General features: G+C 65.4%; 16 protein-coding genes and 1 pseudogene. 10 read left to right on the top strand and 7 right to left on the bottom strand.

Annotation, left to right across the window (positions count from 1 at the left end; all coding sequences use genetic code 11):
• Window position 1: 1 nt before the first annotated feature.
• On the bottom strand, window positions 2-907 hold the full coding sequence (locus tag ACZY08_RS08400) for an SDR family oxidoreductase (protein WP_463744201.1): 906 nt from the start codon (window positions 905-907) through the stop codon (window positions 2-4).
• A gap of 21 nt (window positions 908-928) precedes the next feature.
• Window positions 929-1,711: an SDR family oxidoreductase gene (locus ACZY08_RS08395; RefSeq protein WP_463744059.1), complete on the bottom strand. Its 783-nt coding sequence runs from the start codon at window positions 1,709-1,711 to the stop codon at window positions 929-931.
• 59 nt (window positions 1,712-1,770) lie between these two features.
• On the opposite strand from ACZY08_RS08395, the gene echA20 reads away from it, so the two are divergent.
• The 10 genes from echA20 (at window position 1,771) to narI (ending at window position 13,658) form a co-directional block, all read left to right on the top strand.
• Window positions 1,771-2,529: a (7aS)-7a-methyl-1,5-dioxo-2,3,5,6,7,7a-hexahydro-1H-indene-carboxyl-CoA hydrolase gene (gene echA20, locus ACZY08_RS08390; protein ID WP_463744058.1), complete on the top strand. Its 759-nt coding sequence runs from the start codon at window positions 1,771-1,773 to the stop codon at window positions 2,527-2,529.
• On the top strand, window positions 2,526-3,413 hold the full coding sequence (ipdA, locus tag ACZY08_RS08385) for a cholesterol ring-cleaving hydrolase subunit IpdA (protein ID WP_463744057.1): 888 nt from the start codon (window positions 2,526-2,528) through the stop codon (window positions 3,411-3,413). Before echA20 ends, ipdA begins: the two co-directional genes overlap by 4 nt.
• The gene (ipdB, locus tag ACZY08_RS08380) at window positions 3,410-4,159 is read left to right on the top strand and encodes a cholesterol ring-cleaving hydrolase subunit IpdB (RefSeq protein ID WP_463744056.1); all 750 of its coding nucleotides are present in this window, start codon (window positions 3,410-3,412) and stop codon (window positions 4,157-4,159) included. The genes ipdA and ipdB overlap by 4 nt, the downstream gene beginning before the upstream one ends.
• A 3-nt stretch (window positions 4,160-4,162) precedes the next feature.
• Window positions 4,163-5,233 (top strand): (3aS,4S,5R,7aS)-5-hydroxy-7a-methyl-1-oxo-octahydro-1H-indene-4-carboxyl-CoA dehydrogenase, encoded by a 1,071-nt coding sequence (gene ipdC, locus ACZY08_RS08375; RefSeq protein ID WP_463744055.1) that lies wholly within the window; start codon window positions 4,163-4,165, stop codon window positions 5,231-5,233.
• A gap of 130 nt (window positions 5,234-5,363) precedes the next feature.
• Complete coding sequence (locus ACZY08_RS08370; protein ID WP_463744054.1) at window positions 5,364-6,068, top strand: class I SAM-dependent methyltransferase; 705 nt, start codon at window positions 5,364-5,366, stop codon at window positions 6,066-6,068.
• Window positions 6,069-6,501: 433 nt separating this feature from the next.
• Window positions 6,502-6,627 carry a hypothetical protein gene (locus tag ACZY08_RS08365; protein WP_463744053.1) on the top strand — a complete coding sequence of 42 codons (126 nt, stop codon included), beginning with the start codon at window positions 6,502-6,504 and terminating at the stop codon, window positions 6,625-6,627.
• Window positions 6,628-6,979: 352 nt separating this feature from the next.
• On the top strand, window positions 6,980-10,627 hold the full coding sequence (locus ACZY08_RS08360) for a nitrate reductase subunit alpha (protein ID WP_463744200.1): 3,648 nt from the start codon (window positions 6,980-6,982) through the stop codon (window positions 10,625-10,627).
• Between the two features lie 12 nt (window positions 10,628-10,639).
• Window positions 10,640-12,235 carry a nitrate reductase subunit beta gene (narH, locus tag ACZY08_RS08355; protein ID WP_463744052.1) on the top strand — a complete coding sequence of 532 codons (1,596 nt, stop codon included), beginning with the start codon at window positions 10,640-10,642 and terminating at the stop codon, window positions 12,233-12,235.
• Entirely contained in the window at window positions 12,232-12,903 is a 672-nt protein-coding gene (gene narJ / locus ACZY08_RS08350) for a nitrate reductase molybdenum cofactor assembly chaperone (protein WP_463744051.1), read from the top strand. The genes narH and narJ overlap by 4 nt, the downstream gene beginning before the upstream one ends.
• 11 nt (window positions 12,904-12,914) lie before the next feature.
• Entirely contained in the window at window positions 12,915-13,658 is a 744-nt protein-coding gene (gene narI / locus ACZY08_RS08345) for a respiratory nitrate reductase subunit gamma (RefSeq protein ID WP_463744199.1), read from the top strand.
• A 3-nt stretch (window positions 13,659-13,661) separates the two neighbouring features.
• On the opposite strand, the gene ACZY08_RS08340 is transcribed toward narI, so the two are convergent.
• From ACZY08_RS08340 to ACZY08_RS08320, 5 genes and pseudogenes are all read right to left on the bottom strand, one after another.
• Window positions 13,662-14,297: a DUF1345 domain-containing protein gene (locus tag ACZY08_RS08340; protein WP_463744050.1), complete on the bottom strand. Its 636-nt coding sequence runs from the start codon at window positions 14,295-14,297 to the stop codon at window positions 13,662-13,664.
• Window positions 14,298-14,369: 72 nt separating this feature from the next.
• Window positions 14,370-15,344: a cation diffusion facilitator family transporter gene (locus tag ACZY08_RS08335; protein ID WP_463744049.1), complete on the bottom strand. Its 975-nt coding sequence runs from the start codon at window positions 15,342-15,344 to the stop codon at window positions 14,370-14,372.
• A gap of 83 nt (window positions 15,345-15,427) precedes the next feature.
• A complete protein-coding gene (fadA6, locus tag ACZY08_RS08330; protein WP_463744048.1) occupies window positions 15,428-16,576 on the bottom strand; it encodes a steroid 3-ketoacyl-CoA thiolase FadA6 in 1,149 nt (382 codons plus the stop codon).
• Entirely contained in the window at window positions 16,569-17,186 is a 618-nt protein-coding gene (locus tag ACZY08_RS08325) for a TetR/AcrR family transcriptional regulator (RefSeq protein WP_463744047.1), read from the bottom strand. Before ACZY08_RS08325 ends, fadA6 begins: the two co-directional genes overlap by 8 nt.
• Before the next feature lie 32 nt (window positions 17,187-17,218).
• Window positions 17,219-17,548 (bottom strand): annotated as a pseudogene (locus ACZY08_RS08320) (DNA alkylation repair protein); the annotation flags it as partial.
• Window positions 17,549-17,608 lie beyond the last annotated feature (60 nt).

Raw genomic sequence — 17,608 nt, 5'->3', positions numbered from 1 at the left:
GTTATGCGCCGTAAACGGGAACCGCGGGACGAGCCTTGGCCAACAGGTCGTTGACGACCGGGCCCAGCTCGGCGGGATCCCACTTGGCGCCCTTGTCGATCTGCGGTCCGTGTGCCCAGCCCTCGGCGACGCGGATCTTGCCGCCCTCGATCTCGAACACCTTGCCGGTGACGTCACGCGACTCGACGCTGCCCAGCCACACCACCAGCGGGGAGATGTTCTCCGCGGCCATGGCATCGAAGGCGTCGTCCTGGGTGGCCATCATGTCAGCGAAGACGGTCTCGGTCATCCGGGTGCGGGCCGAGGGCGCAATGCCGTTGACGGTGACGCCGTAGCGCCCCATCTCGGCCGCGGCCACCAGGGTCAATGCGGCGATGCCGGCTTTGGAGGCGCTGTAGGTGGCCTGCCCGACGCTGCCCTGCAGGCCGGCGCCCGAGCTGGTGTTGATGATGCGCGCATCGACCGTCTCGCCGGCCTTGGACTTGGCCCGCCAGTATGCGGCGGCGTGCTTCATGGTGGCGAAATGGCCCTTGAGGTGGACGGCGGTGACGGCGTCGAATTCCTCTTCGGTGGCGTTGGCGAACATCCGGTCACGCACGATGCCGGCGTTGTTGACCAGGACGTCGAGGCCGCCGAAGGCATCAACGGCGGTCTGGATCAGGCCTTCGGCCTGCGCCCAGTCGGCGACGTTGGCACCGCTGGTGACGGCTTCGCCCCCCGCAGCGACGATCTCGTCGACCACGTTCTGCGCCGCACTGCCACCGCCGGCCGGCGAACCGTCGAGGCCGACCCCGATGTCGTTGACCACGACGCGGGCACCTTCGGCGGCGAACGCGAGCGCGTGCTCACGCCCGATTCCGCCACCGGCACCCGTCACGATGACCACCCGGCCGTCGAGCAATCCCATTGTCATGTCTCCTTTTTCGAGTTACTTGATGTCGGCGGTCGTGGTGGACAGGTAGTGCGGCGGCTCGCCGCCGCCGTGCACCGCCAACGACGCGCCGCTGATGTACGACGCCGCATCCGAGGCCAGAAATGCTGTGGCCCAGCCGATATCGGCCGGCTTGGCGAGACGCCCCAACGGGACATTCCGTGAGATGGCCGCGATGGAGTCGGCATCACCGTAGAACAGTTCGGATTGTTCGGTCTCGACCATTCCGACCACCACCGAGTTCATCCGGACCTTGGGCGCCCACTCGACCGCCAGGGTCGAGGTGAGGTTGTCGATGCCGGCTTTCGCCGCACCGTACGCGGCGGTTCCCGGGGTGGGCCGATGACCGCTGACGCTGGAGATGTTGACGATGGAGCCGCCGGAGGCCTGGTTCTGCATCACGGCGTTGGCACGAGTGGACACCGAGAGCGCGCCGATCAGGTTGAGCTCGATGATCTTGGTGCTGAACTTCGCCGACGCATCGGCGGCGAGCACATACGGCGAGCCGCCGGCGTTGTTGACGACCACATCGAGGCGGCCATGCTTGGCCACGATGGCCTCGATCAGCCCGGCCACCGACTCGTCATCCCGAATGTCGCAGGCGTGGAATTCATAGGGCAATCCCTCAACCGGACGGCGTGCGCAGGTCACCACGGTGGCGCCCTGACCGGCAAAAACCGCGCTGATCCCAGCGCCAACCCCTCGCACTCCGCCGGTCACCAGGACCACCTTGCCGGCCAAACCCAAACTGATGGCACCGGCTTCTGGCGTAACTGTCACTGTGCTAGCGTACCAAGCAAGTGCTTGCTTAGGTAGCGACCCCTTCAGGAAGTGGATTGATGACGATCACCACCAAGACAGTCGAGCCGGGCATCGTCTCGGTCACCGTCAACTACCCGCCCGTCAACGCCATCCCGTCTGCCGGCTGGTTCGAACTCGGCGATGCGATCACCGCAGCCGGCCGCGACCGCAGCACCCACGTGGTGATCCTGCGGGCCGAGGGCCGCGGCTTCAACGCCGGTGTGGACATCAAGGAGATGCAGAACACCGAGGGCTTCACCGCGCTCATCGACGCGAACCGTGGCTGCTACCACGCGTTCAAGTCCGTGTACGAGTGCGAGGTGCCGGTCATCGCAGCTGTCAACGGATTCTGCGTGGGCGGCGGGATCGGCCTGGTCGGTAACGCCGATGTGATCGTCGCTTCCGATGACGCCAAGTTCGGTCTGCCCGAGGTTGAGCGTGGCGCGCTCGGTGCCGCCACTCACCTGTCCCGCCTGGTCCCCCAGCATCTGATGCGTCGACTGTTCTTCACCGCCGCCACTGTTCCCGCCGAGACGCTGCACCACTTCGGTTCGGTGCACGAGGTGGTTCCGCGCGAGGATCTCGACGAGTCGGCATTGCGGGTGGCGCGCGACATCGCCAGCAAGGACACCCGGGTGATCCGGGCGGCCAAGGAGGCGCTGAACCTCATCGACGTACAGCCCGTCAACGCGAGATACCGCATGGAGCAGGGCTTTACGTTCGAGCTGAACCTGTCCGGTGTCTCCGACGAGCACCGCGACGCGTTCGCCGGAACCGAGAAGGGATCCAAGGCATGACAGATAAAAGGACAACTCTCGACGAGGCGGTGGCCTCGATCGAGAGCGGCATGACCATCGGCATCGGCGGCTGGGGCTCGCGGCGTAAGCCGATGGCCTTCGTGCGCGCCCTGCTGCGCACCGACGTCAAAGACCTGACCGTGGTCACCTACGGCGGTCCCGATCTGGGCCTGCTCTGCTCGGCGGGCAAGGTCAAGCGCGTCTACTACGGCTTCGTGTCCCTGGACTCGCCGCCGTTCTACGACCCGTGGTTCGCCAAGGCCCGCACCACCGGTGCGATCGAGGCCCGCGAGATGGACGAGGGCATGCTGCGCTGCGGCCTGCAGGCTGCCGCCCAGCGGCTGCCGTTCCTGCCGATCCGCGCCGGCCTCGGTAGCGACGTCCGCACATTCTGGGGCGACGAACTCAAGACCGTGAAGTCGCCGTACCCGACCGACGGTGCCTACGAGGAGCTTGTCGCGATGCCGGCACTGAACCTCGACGCGGCCTTCGTGCACATGAATCTCGGTGACGCCCAGGGCAACGCTGCCTATACCGGCATCGACCCGTACTTCGACGACCTCTTCCTGATGTCGGCACAGCGCCGCTTCCTGTCCGTCGAGCGCGTGGTCTCCACCGAGGAACTGGCCAAGGCCGTTCCGATGCAGTCCCTGCTGATCAACCGGATGATGGTCGATTCTGTGGTGGAGGCCCCCAACGGCGCCCACTTCACCACCAACGAGCCCGATTACCGGCGCGACGAGAAGTTTCAGCGCCATTACGCCGAGGCCGCCGGCTCAGAGGAGACCTGGGCCGAGTTCGTCAAGACGTACCTGTCCGGTAGCGAGGCCGATTACCAGGCGGCAGTCCGGAAGTTCAAGGAAGACCAGGAGGCCAGCAAGTGATTGCCGTTACCCGCGCTGAGGTGTGCGCCGTCGCCTGCGCCGAACTGTTCCGCGACGCCGGCGAGATCATGGCCAGCCCGATGACCACCGTCGTCCAGATCGGTGCCCGGCTGGCCCGGCTGACCTTCTCCCCCGACATCGTGCTGACCGACGGTGAGGCCCGGATCCTGGCCGACACCCCGGCAATCGGCGCCCCCTTCACCGTCGAAGGCTGGATGCCGTTCAACCGGGTCTTCGAGACCCTGGCCTGGGGCAAGCGCCATGTGGTGATGGGCGCCAACCAGATCGACCGTTACGGCAACCAGAACCTCTCCGCGTTCGGCCCGATCCAGCACCCGACCCGGCAGATGTTCGGCGTCCGCGGCGCCCCGGGCAACTCGATCAATCACGCCACGAGCTACTTCGTGGGCAACCACTCCAAGCGTGTCTTCACCGAATCGGTGGACATCGTCTCCGGAATCGGCTGGGACAAGATCGATCCCGAGAACCCGGCCTACCGGTTCGCCAACATCTACCGCGTGGTGTCCAACCTGGGTGTGTTCGACTTCAACGGTCCCGACCACCAGATGCGGGCAGTCTCGCTGCACCCCGGCGTCGAGGCCGATCAGGTCGCCGACAACACCTCCTTCGAGGTGCACGGCCTCGATGCCGCCGAGACCACCCGGCTGGCCACCGATGAGGAGCTCAAGCTCCTGCGCGAGGTCATCGATCCGAAGTCATTGCGCGACAAAGAGGTCAAGGTCTAAAGAATGGGTAAGCTCAAGACTCCGCTGACCGAGCTGGTCGGCATCGAGCATCCCGTCGTGCAGACGGGAATGGGCTGGGTGGCCGGGGCACGACTGGTCGCCGCAACCTCCAACGCCGGCGGGCTCGGCATCCTGGCGTCCGCGACGATGACGCTCGAGGAACTCCAGACCGCCGTCACCAAGGTCAAGGCCGCCACCGACAAGCCCTTCGGCATCAACATGCGTGCCGATGCGGGCGATGCCGGTGCGCGCGTCGACCTCCTGATCCGCGAAGGAGTCAAAGTCGCCTCCTTCGCTCTAGCACCCAAGCCCGAGCTGATCGCCAAGCTGAAAGACGCGGGCGTCGTGGTGATCCCGTCGGTCGGCGCGGCCAAGCACGCCAAGAAGGTGGCCGGCTGGGGCGCTGACGCGGTGATCGTGCAGGGCGGGGAGGGCGGTGGTCACACCGGTCCGGTCGCCACCACGCTGCTGCTGCCCTCGGTGCTCGATGCCGTCAAGGACACCGGTATGCCGGTGATCGCAGCGGGCGGCTTCTTCGACGGGCGCGGCCTGGCCGCCGCACTGTCCTACGGTGCGGCCGGAGTCGCCATGGGAACCCGGTTCCTGCTGACCTCGGATTCCACTGTGCCCGACGCGGTCAAAGAGCGGTATCTGCAGGCGGCGCTGGACGGCACCGTGGTTTCCACCCGCGTCGACGGCATGCCGCACCGGGTGCTGCGAACCGGCCTCGTGGAGAAGCTGGAAAGCGGCTCGCGGGCACGCGGTTTCGCGGCCGCGATCGGCAACGCCCAGAAGTTCAAGAAGCTCTCGGGCATGACCTGGTTGTCGATGGCGAAGGACGGCCTGGCCATGCGGCACGGCAAAGAGCTGACCTGGTCGCAGGTCGTGATGGCGGCCAACACCCCGATGCTGCTCAAAGCCGGTCTGGTGGAGGGTAATACCGACGCCGGCGTGCTGGCCTCGGGACAGGTCGCCGGCATCATCAGCGACCTGCCGTCGTGCGCTGACCTGGTCGAGAAGATCGTCGACGAGGCGATCGAGCATCTGCAGTCCGCGTCGGGCTACATCCAGTAACCTTCCCTGCCGAGCAGACATAGAACTGCCCCTTTTCATGTGAAAAGGGGCGGTTCTGTTGGGGGCCCCTCCCGCTTGCGGGGGACTGCTCGCGGGAGTACCGAGCGTCGGCGCTTGGCACAGTGGAGGCATGGACATCCGACGCGTCGAGAACCCCGTGGTGAGGCGGGCCGCCCAGGGACTGCACAACTTCAACAGCAGGCACCCGTGGAGCCACAACGACCATTTCCACAGTTGGATCCTGGCGAACCTGCCCGCGCATCGTGGAACCGCGATCGACATCGGCTGCGGTCAGGGCGGGTTGGTGGCTCAACTGGCAGGTCAGTTCGCACAGGTCCGTGGCACGGACCTCGATGCGGGCATGCGCGCCGAGGCGGCCCGGCGGTGTGCCGGCCTGACCAACGTCACCATCGACGACAGCCAACTCACCGAACTCGACGGGCCGGTCGACCTGATCAGCATGATCGCGGTGCTGCACCACCTCGACGTCGAGCGAGCGCTGATCGACATCCAACGACTCCTGGCTCCCGGCGGGCGGTTCCTGGCCGTCGGGCTGGCCGCCCGCAGCTCCCTCCGGGATACCGCGTGGGATCTGGTGTCCGCGGTGACCAACCCGCTCATCGGCCTGATCAAACACCCACGGCCGGTGCCCGGCGGTCCGTTGCCCCCGCCCTTCCCGGTGCGGGATCCACAGCTCAGCTTCGACGAGCTTCACGCGATGGTCCACGACGTCATGCCGGGCGCGCAGATGCGCCGCCGATTGGCCTTCCGGCACACCATCGTCTGGACGAAACCCGGCCGGGCGGCTCAGCGCAACAGCGCCCCGCCGAAGTAGTGACACCGCACCCGAATCCCGCGGCGTGACACATGTTTTCCTGCATATGGCGGGATTACGCGGCTGAGAACGACGAGGCCGGCAAGTTTCTTGCCGCTATGTTCCACGACTGGGCCGATCGTGCCGCGGAACGAGCAGGCCGGTCGCGCTGGACATGGTCGACGAAGAGTCGGGCCGGCTCACCCGCAGCGTGCTGGTCGTGAGGTAGCGATCATGACCGTTGTCGGTGGCGCGATCATTCGCGTCGTCAGGAGGCGACGATGACCTACGCCCGGGGCAATTTGTACGCCGAACACAAAGCAGAGGCGATTCTTCGTTGCCTGAGTCCGTCGTCACACTCACGGCGCCTCCGTAACGTACGTCATATCCGCAGCGCCTAGCTCCTCTACCTGGTGCGACAGCGGAAAATCCACTCGAGAAAGCGAGCACCACCATGTCCGTCTTCGGTTTCTGCCTGCTGTTCTTCATCGGGCTGTTCCCGGTCCTGATCCCGGCCACCACCTCGACCGTGCGCGCCATCGCGGGCTGGCGGAGCCGCCGCGCGGCCACCGCTCAGTAGCACTGATTCCGCCCGCCGGCACACTCCGCGAAGTGTTACCGCGGTGATAAATCATCTACCTCCACCCCGGGCGTGTGAGCGCCCACGCCCCCGTCCCCGGCACCCTTGATTTCTCTCGAATCTGACGATCACTGCTGGTAGATGGCGGAAATCCCAGGCCCTTGCCGATCCGGCCCATCGCCGCCATGTCCCTGCGAAATAACTGCCGCGTTAACGCGATTTCACACTGGTCAGCGACCCTCAGTGCGTTCTTTTGAACCTCTCCGCACCGCCCTTACGCTCGTCCCTCTACAGGCTGGAGGGACGGATCGTGGTCGATTCACACGCAGGCGGCACAACACCTGCCGATGCATTGCTGCGGCTGGGCAAGTACTTCCACCGTGGTGAGATCTCCGACGATCAGCGGACCCTGCACAAGGTCGGCGGGCGCTCGGCAGATGACTTCTATCGCGACCGCTGGGCGCACGACAAAGTGGTCCGCTCGACCCATGGTGTCAACTGCACCGGGTCCTGCTCATGGAAGATCTATGTCAAGGACGGCGTGATCACGTGGGAGTCGCAGCAGACGGACTACCCGTCGGTCGGTGCGGACAAGCCCGAGTACGAACCACGCGGATGCCCGCGCGGCGCGTCATTCTCGTGGTATACGTATTCGCCTGCGCGCGTTCGCTATCCGTACGTCCGTGGCGTGCTGCTGGAGTACTATCGCGAGGCCAAGGAGCGACTGAACGACCCCGTGCTGGCCTGGGCCGACATCGTCGATGATCCGGAGAAATCGAAGCGCTACAAGACCGCCCGCGGCAAGGGCGGGTTTGTTCGTGCCGAATGGTGGGAGGCCGCCGAGATCGCCGCCGCCGCCCACGTCCACACCGTCAAGAAGTACGGTCCGGACCGAGTGGCCGGATTCTCGCCGATCCCGGCGATGTCGATGGTGAGCCATGCCGTCGGCGCCCGGTTCATCTCGCTTCTCGGTGGGTCGATGCTGTCGTTCTACGACTGGTATGCCGACCTGCCGGTGGCCTCGCCACAGGTGTTCGGTGACCAGACCGATGTACCCGAGTCGGCCGACTGGTTCGACGCCGGATACCTGATCATGTGGGGTTCCAACGTCCCCGTCACCCGAACTCCGGACGCGCACTACATGACCGAGGCGCGGTACCGCGGCCAGAAGGTGGTCGTGGTGTCGCCGGACTACGCCGACAACACCAAGTTCGCCGACGAATGGCTTCCGGCCCGTCCGGGCACCGACGCCGCTCTCGCGATGGCGATGGGGCACGTGATCCTCAAAGAGTTCTTCGTCGACAACCAGACGCCGTACTTCACCGACTACGTCAAGAAGTACACCGACCTGCCGTTCCTGGTCACCCTGGTCGAACGAGACGGGCGGGTGCTGCCCGGGAAGTTCCTCACCGCGGCCGATCTCGGCGGCGAACACGCGGACACGGAAGCGGCGTCCTCGAAGACGGTGCTGCTGGACCAGGCCGGGCGGCCCGTAGTTCCCAACGGCTCACTCGGGCACCGATTCACCGCGTCCGGCGAGGGCCACTGGAACCTCGACCTGCAGGGGGTGCACCCGATGCTGACCCTGCACGGCAACAACGACGACACCGCGAATGTCGCGCTGCCGCGGTTCGACAGCGACAATCCCGGCGTGCTGGAACGCGGCGTGCCGACGAAAATGGTTGCCGGACACCGCGTGACGACGGTCTTCGACCTGATGCTCGCGCAGTACGGGGTGGCCCGCGACGGACTGCCGGGACAGTGGCCGTCCGGTTACGACGATGCCTCCGAGCCCTACACACCGGCCTGGCAGGAGGAGATCACCGGTGTGCCCGCGCAGGCCGCCGAGCGCATCGCACGGGAGTTCGCCGACAACGCCGAACGTTCCAAGGGCCGGTCGATGATCCTGATGGGCGCGGGCACCAACCACTGGTTCCATTCCGATCAGATCTACCGCTCGTTTCTCACGCTGGTCATGCTCACCGGTTGTCAGGGCGTCAACGGCGGCGGCTGGGCACACTATGTCGGCCAGGAGAAGTGCCGGCCGGTCACCGGTTGGGCCACCTTGGCATTCGGCCTCGACTGGCAGCGGCCGGCACGGCAGATGCAGGGCACGATCTTCTGGTATCTGGCGACCGATCAGTGGCGCTACGACCCGTTCACCTCAGAGGTGATGGCCTCTCCCCTGGCCGAGGGCCGCTTCGCCGGTCGCACCGTGGCGGACAGTATCGCGCTGGCCACCCGGCTCGGCTGGATGCCGAGTTACCCGACCTTCAACCGCAACCCGCTGGATCTGGCCGATGAAGCCATCCGGATGGGCAAGGACGCGGCGGAATACGTTGTGGACGGGCTCAAGTCGGGTCATCTGCAGTTCGCCTGCGAGGATCCCGACGCCCCGGAAAACTTCCCGCGGTGCCTGACGGTGTGGCGGTCCAACCTCCTGGGCTCCTCGGCCAAGGGCAACGAGTACTTCCTCAAACATCTGCTCGGCACCGATTCCGCGGTGGCCGCGCGCGACGAGGACGGCATCCGCCCCCAGGAGGTGCGCTGGCGCGACGAAGCGCCGGTTGGAAAGCTCGACCTGTTGCTGTCGCTAGATTTTCGCAACACCAGCACCACGTTGTTCTCCGACATCGTGCTGCCCGCCGCTACCTGGTACGAGAAGCACGACCTGTCGAGCACCGATATGCACCCGTTCGTGCACGCGTTCTCGCCGGCCATCTCCCCACCCTGGGAGACCAAGACCGACTTCGATGCGTTCCACCGCATCGCCCGCGGCTTCTCGTGGCTGGCCGAGAAACACCTCGGCAAGCGCAAGGACATCGTGGCCATGCCCCTGCAACACGACAGCGCCGATGCCACCGCGCAGCCCGGGGGTCACGTGCTGGACTGGAAAGCCGGTGAGTGCGAACCGATTCCCGGCAAGACCATGCCCCGGCTGGTCACGGTGGACCGCGACTATCCGGCAATCGCCGAGAAGATGGCCGCACTCGGGCCGATGGTGGAAACCGTCGGACTCACCACCAAGGGCGTGACCACCCATCCCGATGAGGAGGTCGAGTACCTGCGCGGTGTCAACGGCACGGTGGTCAGCGGCGTCGCTGTCGGACGCCCGTCGCTGGCCAAGGACACCCACGCTGCCGAGACCATCCTCGCGCTGTCGGGCACCACGAACGGTCGCCTGGCCGTCGAGGGCTTCGAGGCACTGGAACGACGGACGGGAACCGAGCTGGTCGACCTGGCCAAGGAGAACGAAGGCAAGCGAATCACGTTCGCCGACACCCAGGCCCGGCCGGTCCCCGTCAACACCTCGCCGGAATGGTCCGGGTCGGAAACCGGCGGCCGGCGCTACTCCCCTTTCACCATCAACACCGAACGGCTCAAGCCGTGGCACACGCTGACCGGCCGCCAGCATTTCTATCTGGACCACGACTGGATGAGTGAGCTCGGCGAACAGCTGCCGACGTTCCGGCCACCACTGGACATGACGGCGCTGTTCGACGAACCCGTTGTAGGTAGCACAGTCGGGGACGCGTCCAGTCGCTCAATCACGGTGCGGTACCTGACCCCGCACTCCAAATGGTCGATTCACTCCGCCTACCAGGACAACCTGTACATGCTCACGCTGTCGCGTGGCGGTCAGTGCATCTGGATGTCGGACGTGGACGCCGCCAAGATCGGGGTCAAGGACAACGACTGGATCGAGTGCACCAACCGCAACGGGGTGGTGAACGCCCGCGCGATCGTCAGCCACCGCATGCCCGAGGGCCTGGTGTTCATGTACCACGCCCAGGACAAAGCGGTCGACGTGCCGCGCACCGAGAAGAACGGGAAGCGCGGCGGTATCCATAATGCGCTGACCCGCATCATGATCAAACCCACCCACCTGATCGGCGGATACGCGCAGCAGTCCTTCGCCCTGAACTACCACGGGCCCACCGGCAACCAACGCGACGAGGTCACCACGATTCGTCGTCGCTCACAGGAAGTGGAGTACTGACGCATGAGAGTCATGGCGCAGCTCGCGATGGTGATGAACCTCGACAAGTGCATCGGCTGCCATACCTGCAGCGTCACGTGCAAGCAGGCTTGGACCAACCGCAGCGGTGTGGAGTACGTGTGGTTCAACAACGTGGAAACCCGTCCCGGACAAGGGTATCCACGCCAGTACCAGGATCAGGAGAAGTGGAAGGGCGGCTGGACGCTCAACAAGCGCGGCAAACTCACCCTGAAATCCGGCTCCCGGCTCAAGCGACTGCTGAACATCTTCGCCAACCCCGATCTGCCCACGGTATCGGACTACTACGATCCTTGGACCTACGACTACGAGAACCTGCTGTCGGCGCCGGCGATGGACACCACGCCGGTCGCGCGGCCCAAATCTCTGATCACCGGCCGGGATACCAAGGTCACCTGGGGTGCCAACTGGGACGACGACCTGGGCGGTGGGCCCGAGCAGGTGGGCCAAGACCCGTTGTTGGCCAAGGTCGCCGAAGTATCCGAGAAGGTCAAGCTCGAGTTCGAGCAGACGTTCATGTTCTACCTGCCCCGGATCTGCGAGCACTGTCTCAACCCGGCGTGTGCGGCGGCATGCCCGTCCGGCGCGATCTACAAACGGTCCGAAGACGGCATCGTACTGGTGGATCAGGACAAATGCCGCGGCTGGCGACAGTGCGTCACCGGGTGTCCCTACAAGAAGATCTACTTCAATCACAAGACCGGCAAGGCCGAGAAGTGCACGTTCTGCTACCCGCGCGTCGAGGTCGGCATCCCCACGGTGTGTTCGGAGACCTGCGTCGGGCGGCTGCGCTACATCGGCGTGATGCTCTATGACGCGGACGCGGTGTTGGAGGCGGCTTCGGTCACCGACGCCAAGGACCTCTACCCGTCACAGCTCGGCGTGTTCCTCAACCCGCACGATCCACGGGTGGTCGCCGAAGCCGAACGTGCCGGCATCTCACCCGAATGGATTGAAGCGGCCCAGAATTCACCGGTGTACCGGCTGATCGTCGACTATCAGGTGGCACTGCCCCTGCATCCGGAGTACCGCACCATGCCGATGGTCTGGTACGTGCCGCCGCTCTCGCCGGTGGTGGACATCCTCAAGGAGACCGGTCACGACGGCGAGAACAAGAACAACTTGTTCGGCGCCATCGACACGCTGCGGATCCCGATCGAATACCTCGCCGAGTTGTTCACCGCCGGTGAGGTGGGCCCGGTGCGGGCCTCGCTGCAGCGGCTGGCGGCGATGCGCGCCTACATGCGGTCGGCCAATCTCGGCGAAGAGTTCGACGAGACCATCCCGGAATCGGTGCGCTTGAGCGGCGAGGAGATCGAGGCGATGTACCGGCTACTGGCGATCGCGAAATACCAGGACCGCTACGTCATCCCGACCGGGGCCGGGTCCGACGCGCACCGCCTCGACGCGATCGCCACCGGCTGCAGCCTGGACGGTGACGGCGGGCCGGGAATGACCGCGTACGACACCATGGTGGACAAGTTCCACCTGACTAATACCAATGATGCTGTTCCACAAGGCGATCCGACCCGGGTCAACCTGCTCAACTGGGACGGCCGGAGCACAGATGGGTTGCTGCCGACCACATGAAACTACTCACTCTGGGTCGCAGAACAGGTACCGGTACGAGCCTGTCCGAACGTCAGCAGCGTCTGGTATGGCGGATGACTGCGCTGCTGCTCGACTACCCGACAGCCGAAACAGCCGAACTTGCCGGACAACTCGACGCTGTCGCCGCAGAGTTGCCCGAGGGGGTCCGAGTACCGCTGAGCGAGTTCCTGCGGGAGTTCGGCGAAACCGACCCGATGCAGCGTGCGTCGCACTACGTCGCGACGTTCGATATGCAGCGGCGCAGCAGCCTGCATCTCACCTATTACGCCTACGGCGACACCCGCAAACGGGGCATGGCCTTGTTGCGGTTCAAGCACGCCTACCGCCAGTCCGGCATCGACATCGGGGACTCAGAGCTGCCCGACTATCTGCCAATGGTGCTGGAGTTCGCCGCGACCGTCGACCAGGTTCAGGGTGAGCGGCTACTGGCCGAACATGTCCCCGTGCTCGAACTGCTGCGGCTTTCCCTACAGGACAACGGGTCCTACTACACCGGGCTGCTGGCGGCCGTCCTCGCCACTCTACCTCCGGTGAACACCGCGGATCGCCGCCGCATCGCTCAGCTCGCCGCCGAGGGCCCGCCCGACGAGGATGTCGGACTCGACCCGTTCGCGATGGACCCGATGGCATCCGGAGGAACCCGATGAGCGCGCACCCGATGAGCAATGTGCTGTGGATGACCTTGCCGTACATCGCGTTCACGTCGTTCGCGCTCGGGCATATCTGGCGTTACAAGGCCGACCAGTTCGGTTGGACCACACGGTCTTCGCAGATCTACGAGAGCAGGCTGCTGAGACTGGGCAGCCCGCTGTTCCACTTCGGCATCCTCGGGGTGCTCGCCGGGCACGTGGTCGGACTGCTGATCCCGCAATCCTGGACCTCGGCGGTGGGCGTCTCCGACCATGCCTACCACCTGATGTCGGTGAGCATGGGGTCGCTGGCCGGAGTGGCCGTCGTCGCCGGCGTGACCATCCTGCTCTACCGCCGAGTCGCCGTCCCGGAAGTGCGCACGGCGACCACCCTCAACGACAAAGTGATGTACCTGCTGCTCGTCGGGGCCCTGGCGACCGGGATGCTGAACACCCTGACCAACGTCTTCTCGACCTACAACTACCGCGAAACCGTGTCGCCGTGGTTCCGCAGTTTGTTCACGCTGCACCCGGCACCACAGCTGATGGCCGATACTCCGTGGACGTTCCAGGCGCACGTGCTCATAGTCGTTGCCCTGCTCGGGCTTTGGCCATACACGCGGTTGGTGCACATGTTCAGCGCACCGATCGGCTATCTGGTCCGTCCGTACGTGATCTATCGCAGCCGGGACCCGCAGCGTGCGGGCAAGAACCGCTACTCCAAGGCGTGGGTGACACCGCAGGCACCACCTCCGCGCAGCCGCTGGGTGTGAGCCTCAACTGGACACGATGCCGACGACCAGATTGATGGTGGTCGCCAGGATGACGGTGCCGAACAGGTATGACAGCAGGCAGTGCCGCAGTGCCACCGAGCGGATGACCGCATCGGTGACGCTGGTGTCGGACACCTGATACGTCATACCGAGGTTGTAGCTGAAGTAGAAGAAATCGCGGAACGCCGGTGCGTCTGGAGAGTTGAAGTCGATGCCGCCGACCGGCGGCGTGTAGTAGAGGTTCGCGTAACGCGCCGCGTACATCAGGTGCATCCCGGCCCAGGCCATGAAGACCCCGGCCAGCGCCGCGGTCGCCGCAGTCGGATCACTGTGCGAGCCACCGTGCACGAGCATGAAGACGATGCTGACCAGGGCCCCGACTGCCGCGGCCACGATCACGAGCTCCTCGACCACCGGGTTGAAGGCTTCCTGGTGTGCGTGATGGTGGGTGCCCTCGGCGTCCATCGGCCACAACAGGATCCAGCCGGCGAGTACGAACATCGCTCCCGTGGTGGCGATCCCGACCAGCACACCCAGAGGCGCGTCGGTCAACCCGCCGGTGATGGCGCCGGCGGCGACTCCCACGAGCACCGAACCGCCGAGCCGGCCGGGCGCGGAGAGCAGTCTGGTCGTGTCCATCAGCAGGACGCGGTCGCGATGTCATCTGGCATGAGGTAAGTCTGCGCGCCGCAATCGCTGTTGGCACGCACACTAGCGGTATCCGTCGGGCAGCTCCTCTGGCCGCAAGTCGGTGGGGTCACCCGGACGGGTCAGCGTGAGGACCGCGCGCACGATCTCGGGTCGGGTCTGCAGTGCGTCGGCGATGGCGTTGAGCCGTTCTGCGACATTGGATTCGGCGGCGTCACCCGCGAGGTCGACCGCGGCAACCAGGTACATCCGGTCAGCCCCAACCCATTCCATGTGTAAGTAGCTGATCCGCTCGATGTCGGTATGGTCGAGTAGAGATCGCAGGACGTAGTTGCGGGCGGGCGGAGCCACCGCCTCCCCCGTGAGGAAGTCCATGTTGCGCCCAATGAGGAACAGTGCGACGCCGCCCAGCAGCACACCGATCAGGATCGAGCCGACTCCATCCCACACCGCGTTGCCGGTGAGTTGGTGCGCCAGGATGCCCAGCGCCGCGATTGAGACGCCGATCAGCGCCGAGAGGTCCTCGGCGAATACCGCACGCAACATCGGATTCGACGTCACCCTGATGTAGCGCAGCGGGTGAATGCGTCGCCGCACCGCAGTCGATCTGGTCTGGTGCAGCGCCTGCAAAAACGATGTGCCTTCGAGCACGAATGCGACGCCGAGCACCGCGTAGGCCCAGCCATACGACGTCGCGTCGGCCTCCCCGCCCAGCGAGGCAACGCCGTGCCAGATGGACACCACCGCACCGACGGTGAACAACCCGAAGGCGGCGAACATCGACCAGATGTAGCCGGCCCGTCCGTATCCCAACCGATGTTGCGCGTCGGCCGGTTTCATCGACTTACGGGTCCCGATCAACAGAAAGACCTCGTTGCCGGTGTCCGCCCAGGAATGAGCCGCCTCGGCCAGCATGGACGCCGAGCCGGTGATGCCCGCCACGACGGTCTTGGCGAGCGCGATCAGTACGTTGGCGCCGAGGGCGACGATGACGGTGAGGGCACTCTCGTTGTGTGTTGCCTCCCCGTCCGTGCTCATGCCCCACACTTACCCGTTGGCGGCCGGACGCAAAAGTGCCCCGAAACTCGCGTTTCGGGGCACTCGTGCTCGGGGTGTGAAACCTAGAGGCGTTCGATGATCGTGACGTTGGCGGTGCCGCCGCCCTCGCACATGGTCTGCAGGCCGTAGCGGCCGCCGGTGCGCTCCAGGGTGTTGAGCATGGTGGTGAACAGCTTGGCGCCGGTGGCTCCCAGCGGGTGGCCTAGGGCGATGGCGCCACCGCTCGGGTTGACCTTGGCCGGATCGGCCTTGGTCTCCTTGAGCCAGGCCAGCACGACGGGTGCGAAGGCCTCGTTGATCTCGACGGTGTCGATGTCGTCGATCGACAGGCCGGTCTTCTCCAGCGCGTACTGGGTGGCCGGGATCGGGCCGGTCAGCATCATCACCGGATCGTCACCGCGTGCGCTGATGTGGTGGATGCGGGCGCGGGGCTTCAGGTTGTACTTGTTGATCGCCTCTTCCGACGCCAACAAGACCGCCGCCGCACCGTCCGAGATCTGGCTGGCCAGCGCCGCGGTGAGCCGGCCGCCCTCGACGAGCGGCTTCAGCGACGCCAGCTTCTCCAGCGTCGACTCACGCGGTCCCTCGTCGATGCCGAAGTCGCCGACCGGGACGATCTCGTTGTCGAAGTGGCCGGCCCGGATCGCGGCGAACGCCCGTTGGTGGCTGTTGTAGGCGAACTCCTCCATCTCCTCGCGGGAGATGTCCCACTTCTCGGCGATCATCTCCGAGCCGCGGAACTGGGAGATCTCCTGGTCGCCGTAGCGGTGCAGCCAGCTCTTGGATTCGTTTGTGGGCGAGGTGAATCCGAATTCCTTCCCGACCACCATGGCCGAGGAGATCGGGATCCAGCTCATGTTCTGCATACCGCCGGCCAGGATCAGGTCAGCGGTGCCGGACATGATGGCCTGTGCGCCGAAGGAGATGGCCTGCTGGCTGGAGCCACACTGCCGGTCGACGGTGACTCCGGGGACTGCTTCGGGATATCCCGCGGCCAGCCAGGTCAGCCGACCGATGTTGCCGGCCTGCCCGCCGATGGCGTCGACGCAGCCGACGATGACGTCGTCGACGGCACCCGGATCCACGTCGGTGCGGTCGAAGATGGCGCGGAACGCGTGCACGCCGAGGTCGATCGGGTGCACCTCTGCCAGCGAGCCGTTCTTCTTTCCGACCGGCGTACGCACTGCGTCGACGATGTATGCCTCAGGCATTGTTTGTCTCCTTTGACAGGGTGATTCCGCCGAGAACTACGGCGAGGTACTGGCGGCCGACCTGCTCGGCCGTGAGGGGTCCGCCCGGTTGATACCAGCGGACCGAAACCCAGGTGGTATCGCGGATGAACCGGTACACCAGGTCGACGTCCAGATCGGGGCGGAAGGAGCCGTCGGACATGCCCTCCTCCAGGATGTCCAGCCACATCCGGCGCTGCTCTTTGTTGCGCTCGTCGACGAAACCGAACTGCGGTAACGAGGACAACCGCTTGGCCTCGTCCTGGTAGATCACGACTTGCGCATGCCGATGCTCGATGGCCTCGAACGAGGTCATGAACAACCCGGTGAGCCGTCCCAGCGGGCTGGACTCCTGCTCCAGGATCTGCTCGTACCGGGTGAACAACCAATCCAGGAAGTCCTTGAGCACTTCCTCGACCATCTGCTCTTTGGACTTGAAGTGGTGATACAGGCTGCCTGACAGGATTCCCGCGGAGTCGGCGATATCGCGGACCGTCGTCGCCTTCAGACCGCGTTCGGCAAACATGGTCGCGGCCAGGTCCAGAAGCTCGTCGCGTCGGCTTGCCGGCTGGGCAGGGGTATCCGGCTCCATCGACACAGCATAGCAACCAAGCGCTTGCTAGGTCACCCTTGGAGGGAATCCGACTTCCGACGCACCATCTCGGCGATCCAGACGGGTGCATAGGGAGATGTACATCCCGGTGACGTCGGGTAGTCCTTGAGTACCGCCAGGCGTTCGCCGATCTCGATAGCCCGAGCGCGATGTCCGGCGTGCTCGATCCCGATTTGAGCCAAGCAGGTGTTCATCGCCCACTGCAGGCGAGCCGGGGCATCGTTCATCTCAGCCTCGATGACATCGAGCAACGCGTCGAGATCGAGACCGTCGGGTTTCTTCGCCACCCGATCGGCGGTCAGAGACCACCCGGCACCGGCGACCACTGGATCCGGGTCGTTGACCTGGCGCATCTTCGGGTCTTCGAGCCCTGCCAACTCCGCCATCACGTCGGCCAGCTT

Source organism: Mycobacterium sp. IDUB_9, from assembly GCF_055419505.1.
This window is presented reverse-complemented; position numbering and strand designations above follow the sequence as displayed.

Bases quoted from the DNA above. Each gene is read 5' to 3' on its own strand.
- ACZY08_RS08400 (WP_463744201.1), bottom strand. From the start codon at position 907: ATGGGATTGCTCGACGGCCGGGTGGTCATCGTGACGGGTGCCGGTGGC.
- echA20 (WP_463744058.1), top strand. From the start codon at position 1,771: ATGACGATCACCACCAAGACAGTCGAGCCGGGCATCGTCTCGGTCACC.
- ipdA (WP_463744057.1), top strand. From the start codon at position 2,526: ATGACAGATAAAAGGACAACTCTCGACGAGGCGGTGGCCTCGATCGAG.
- ipdC (WP_463744055.1), top strand. From the start codon at position 4,163: ATGGGTAAGCTCAAGACTCCGCTGACCGAGCTGGTCGGCATCGAGCAT.
- ACZY08_RS08370 (WP_463744054.1), top strand. From the start codon at position 5,364: ATGGACATCCGACGCGTCGAGAACCCCGTGGTGAGGCGGGCCGCCCAG.
- ACZY08_RS08365 (WP_463744053.1), top strand. From the start codon at position 6,502: ATGTCCGTCTTCGGTTTCTGCCTGCTGTTCTTCATCGGGCTGTTCCCG.
- narH (WP_463744052.1), top strand. From the start codon at position 10,640: ATGGCGCAGCTCGCGATGGTGATGAACCTCGACAAGTGCATCGGCTGC.
- narJ (WP_463744051.1), top strand. From the start codon at position 12,232: ATGAAACTACTCACTCTGGGTCGCAGAACAGGTACCGGTACGAGCCTG.
- narI (WP_463744199.1), top strand. From the start codon at position 12,915: ATGAGCAATGTGCTGTGGATGACCTTGCCGTACATCGCGTTCACGTCG.
- ACZY08_RS08340 (WP_463744050.1), bottom strand. From the start codon at position 14,297: ATGGACACGACCAGACTGCTCTCCGCGCCCGGCCGGCTCGGCGGTTCG.
- ACZY08_RS08335 (WP_463744049.1), bottom strand. From the start codon at position 15,344: ATGAGCACGGACGGGGAGGCAACACACAACGAGAGTGCCCTCACCGTC.
- fadA6 (WP_463744048.1), bottom strand. From the start codon at position 16,576: ATGCCTGAGGCATACATCGTCGACGCAGTGCGTACGCCGGTCGGAAAG.
- ACZY08_RS08325 (WP_463744047.1), bottom strand. From the start codon at position 17,186: ATGGAGCCGGATACCCCTGCCCAGCCGGCAAGCCGACGCGACGAGCTT.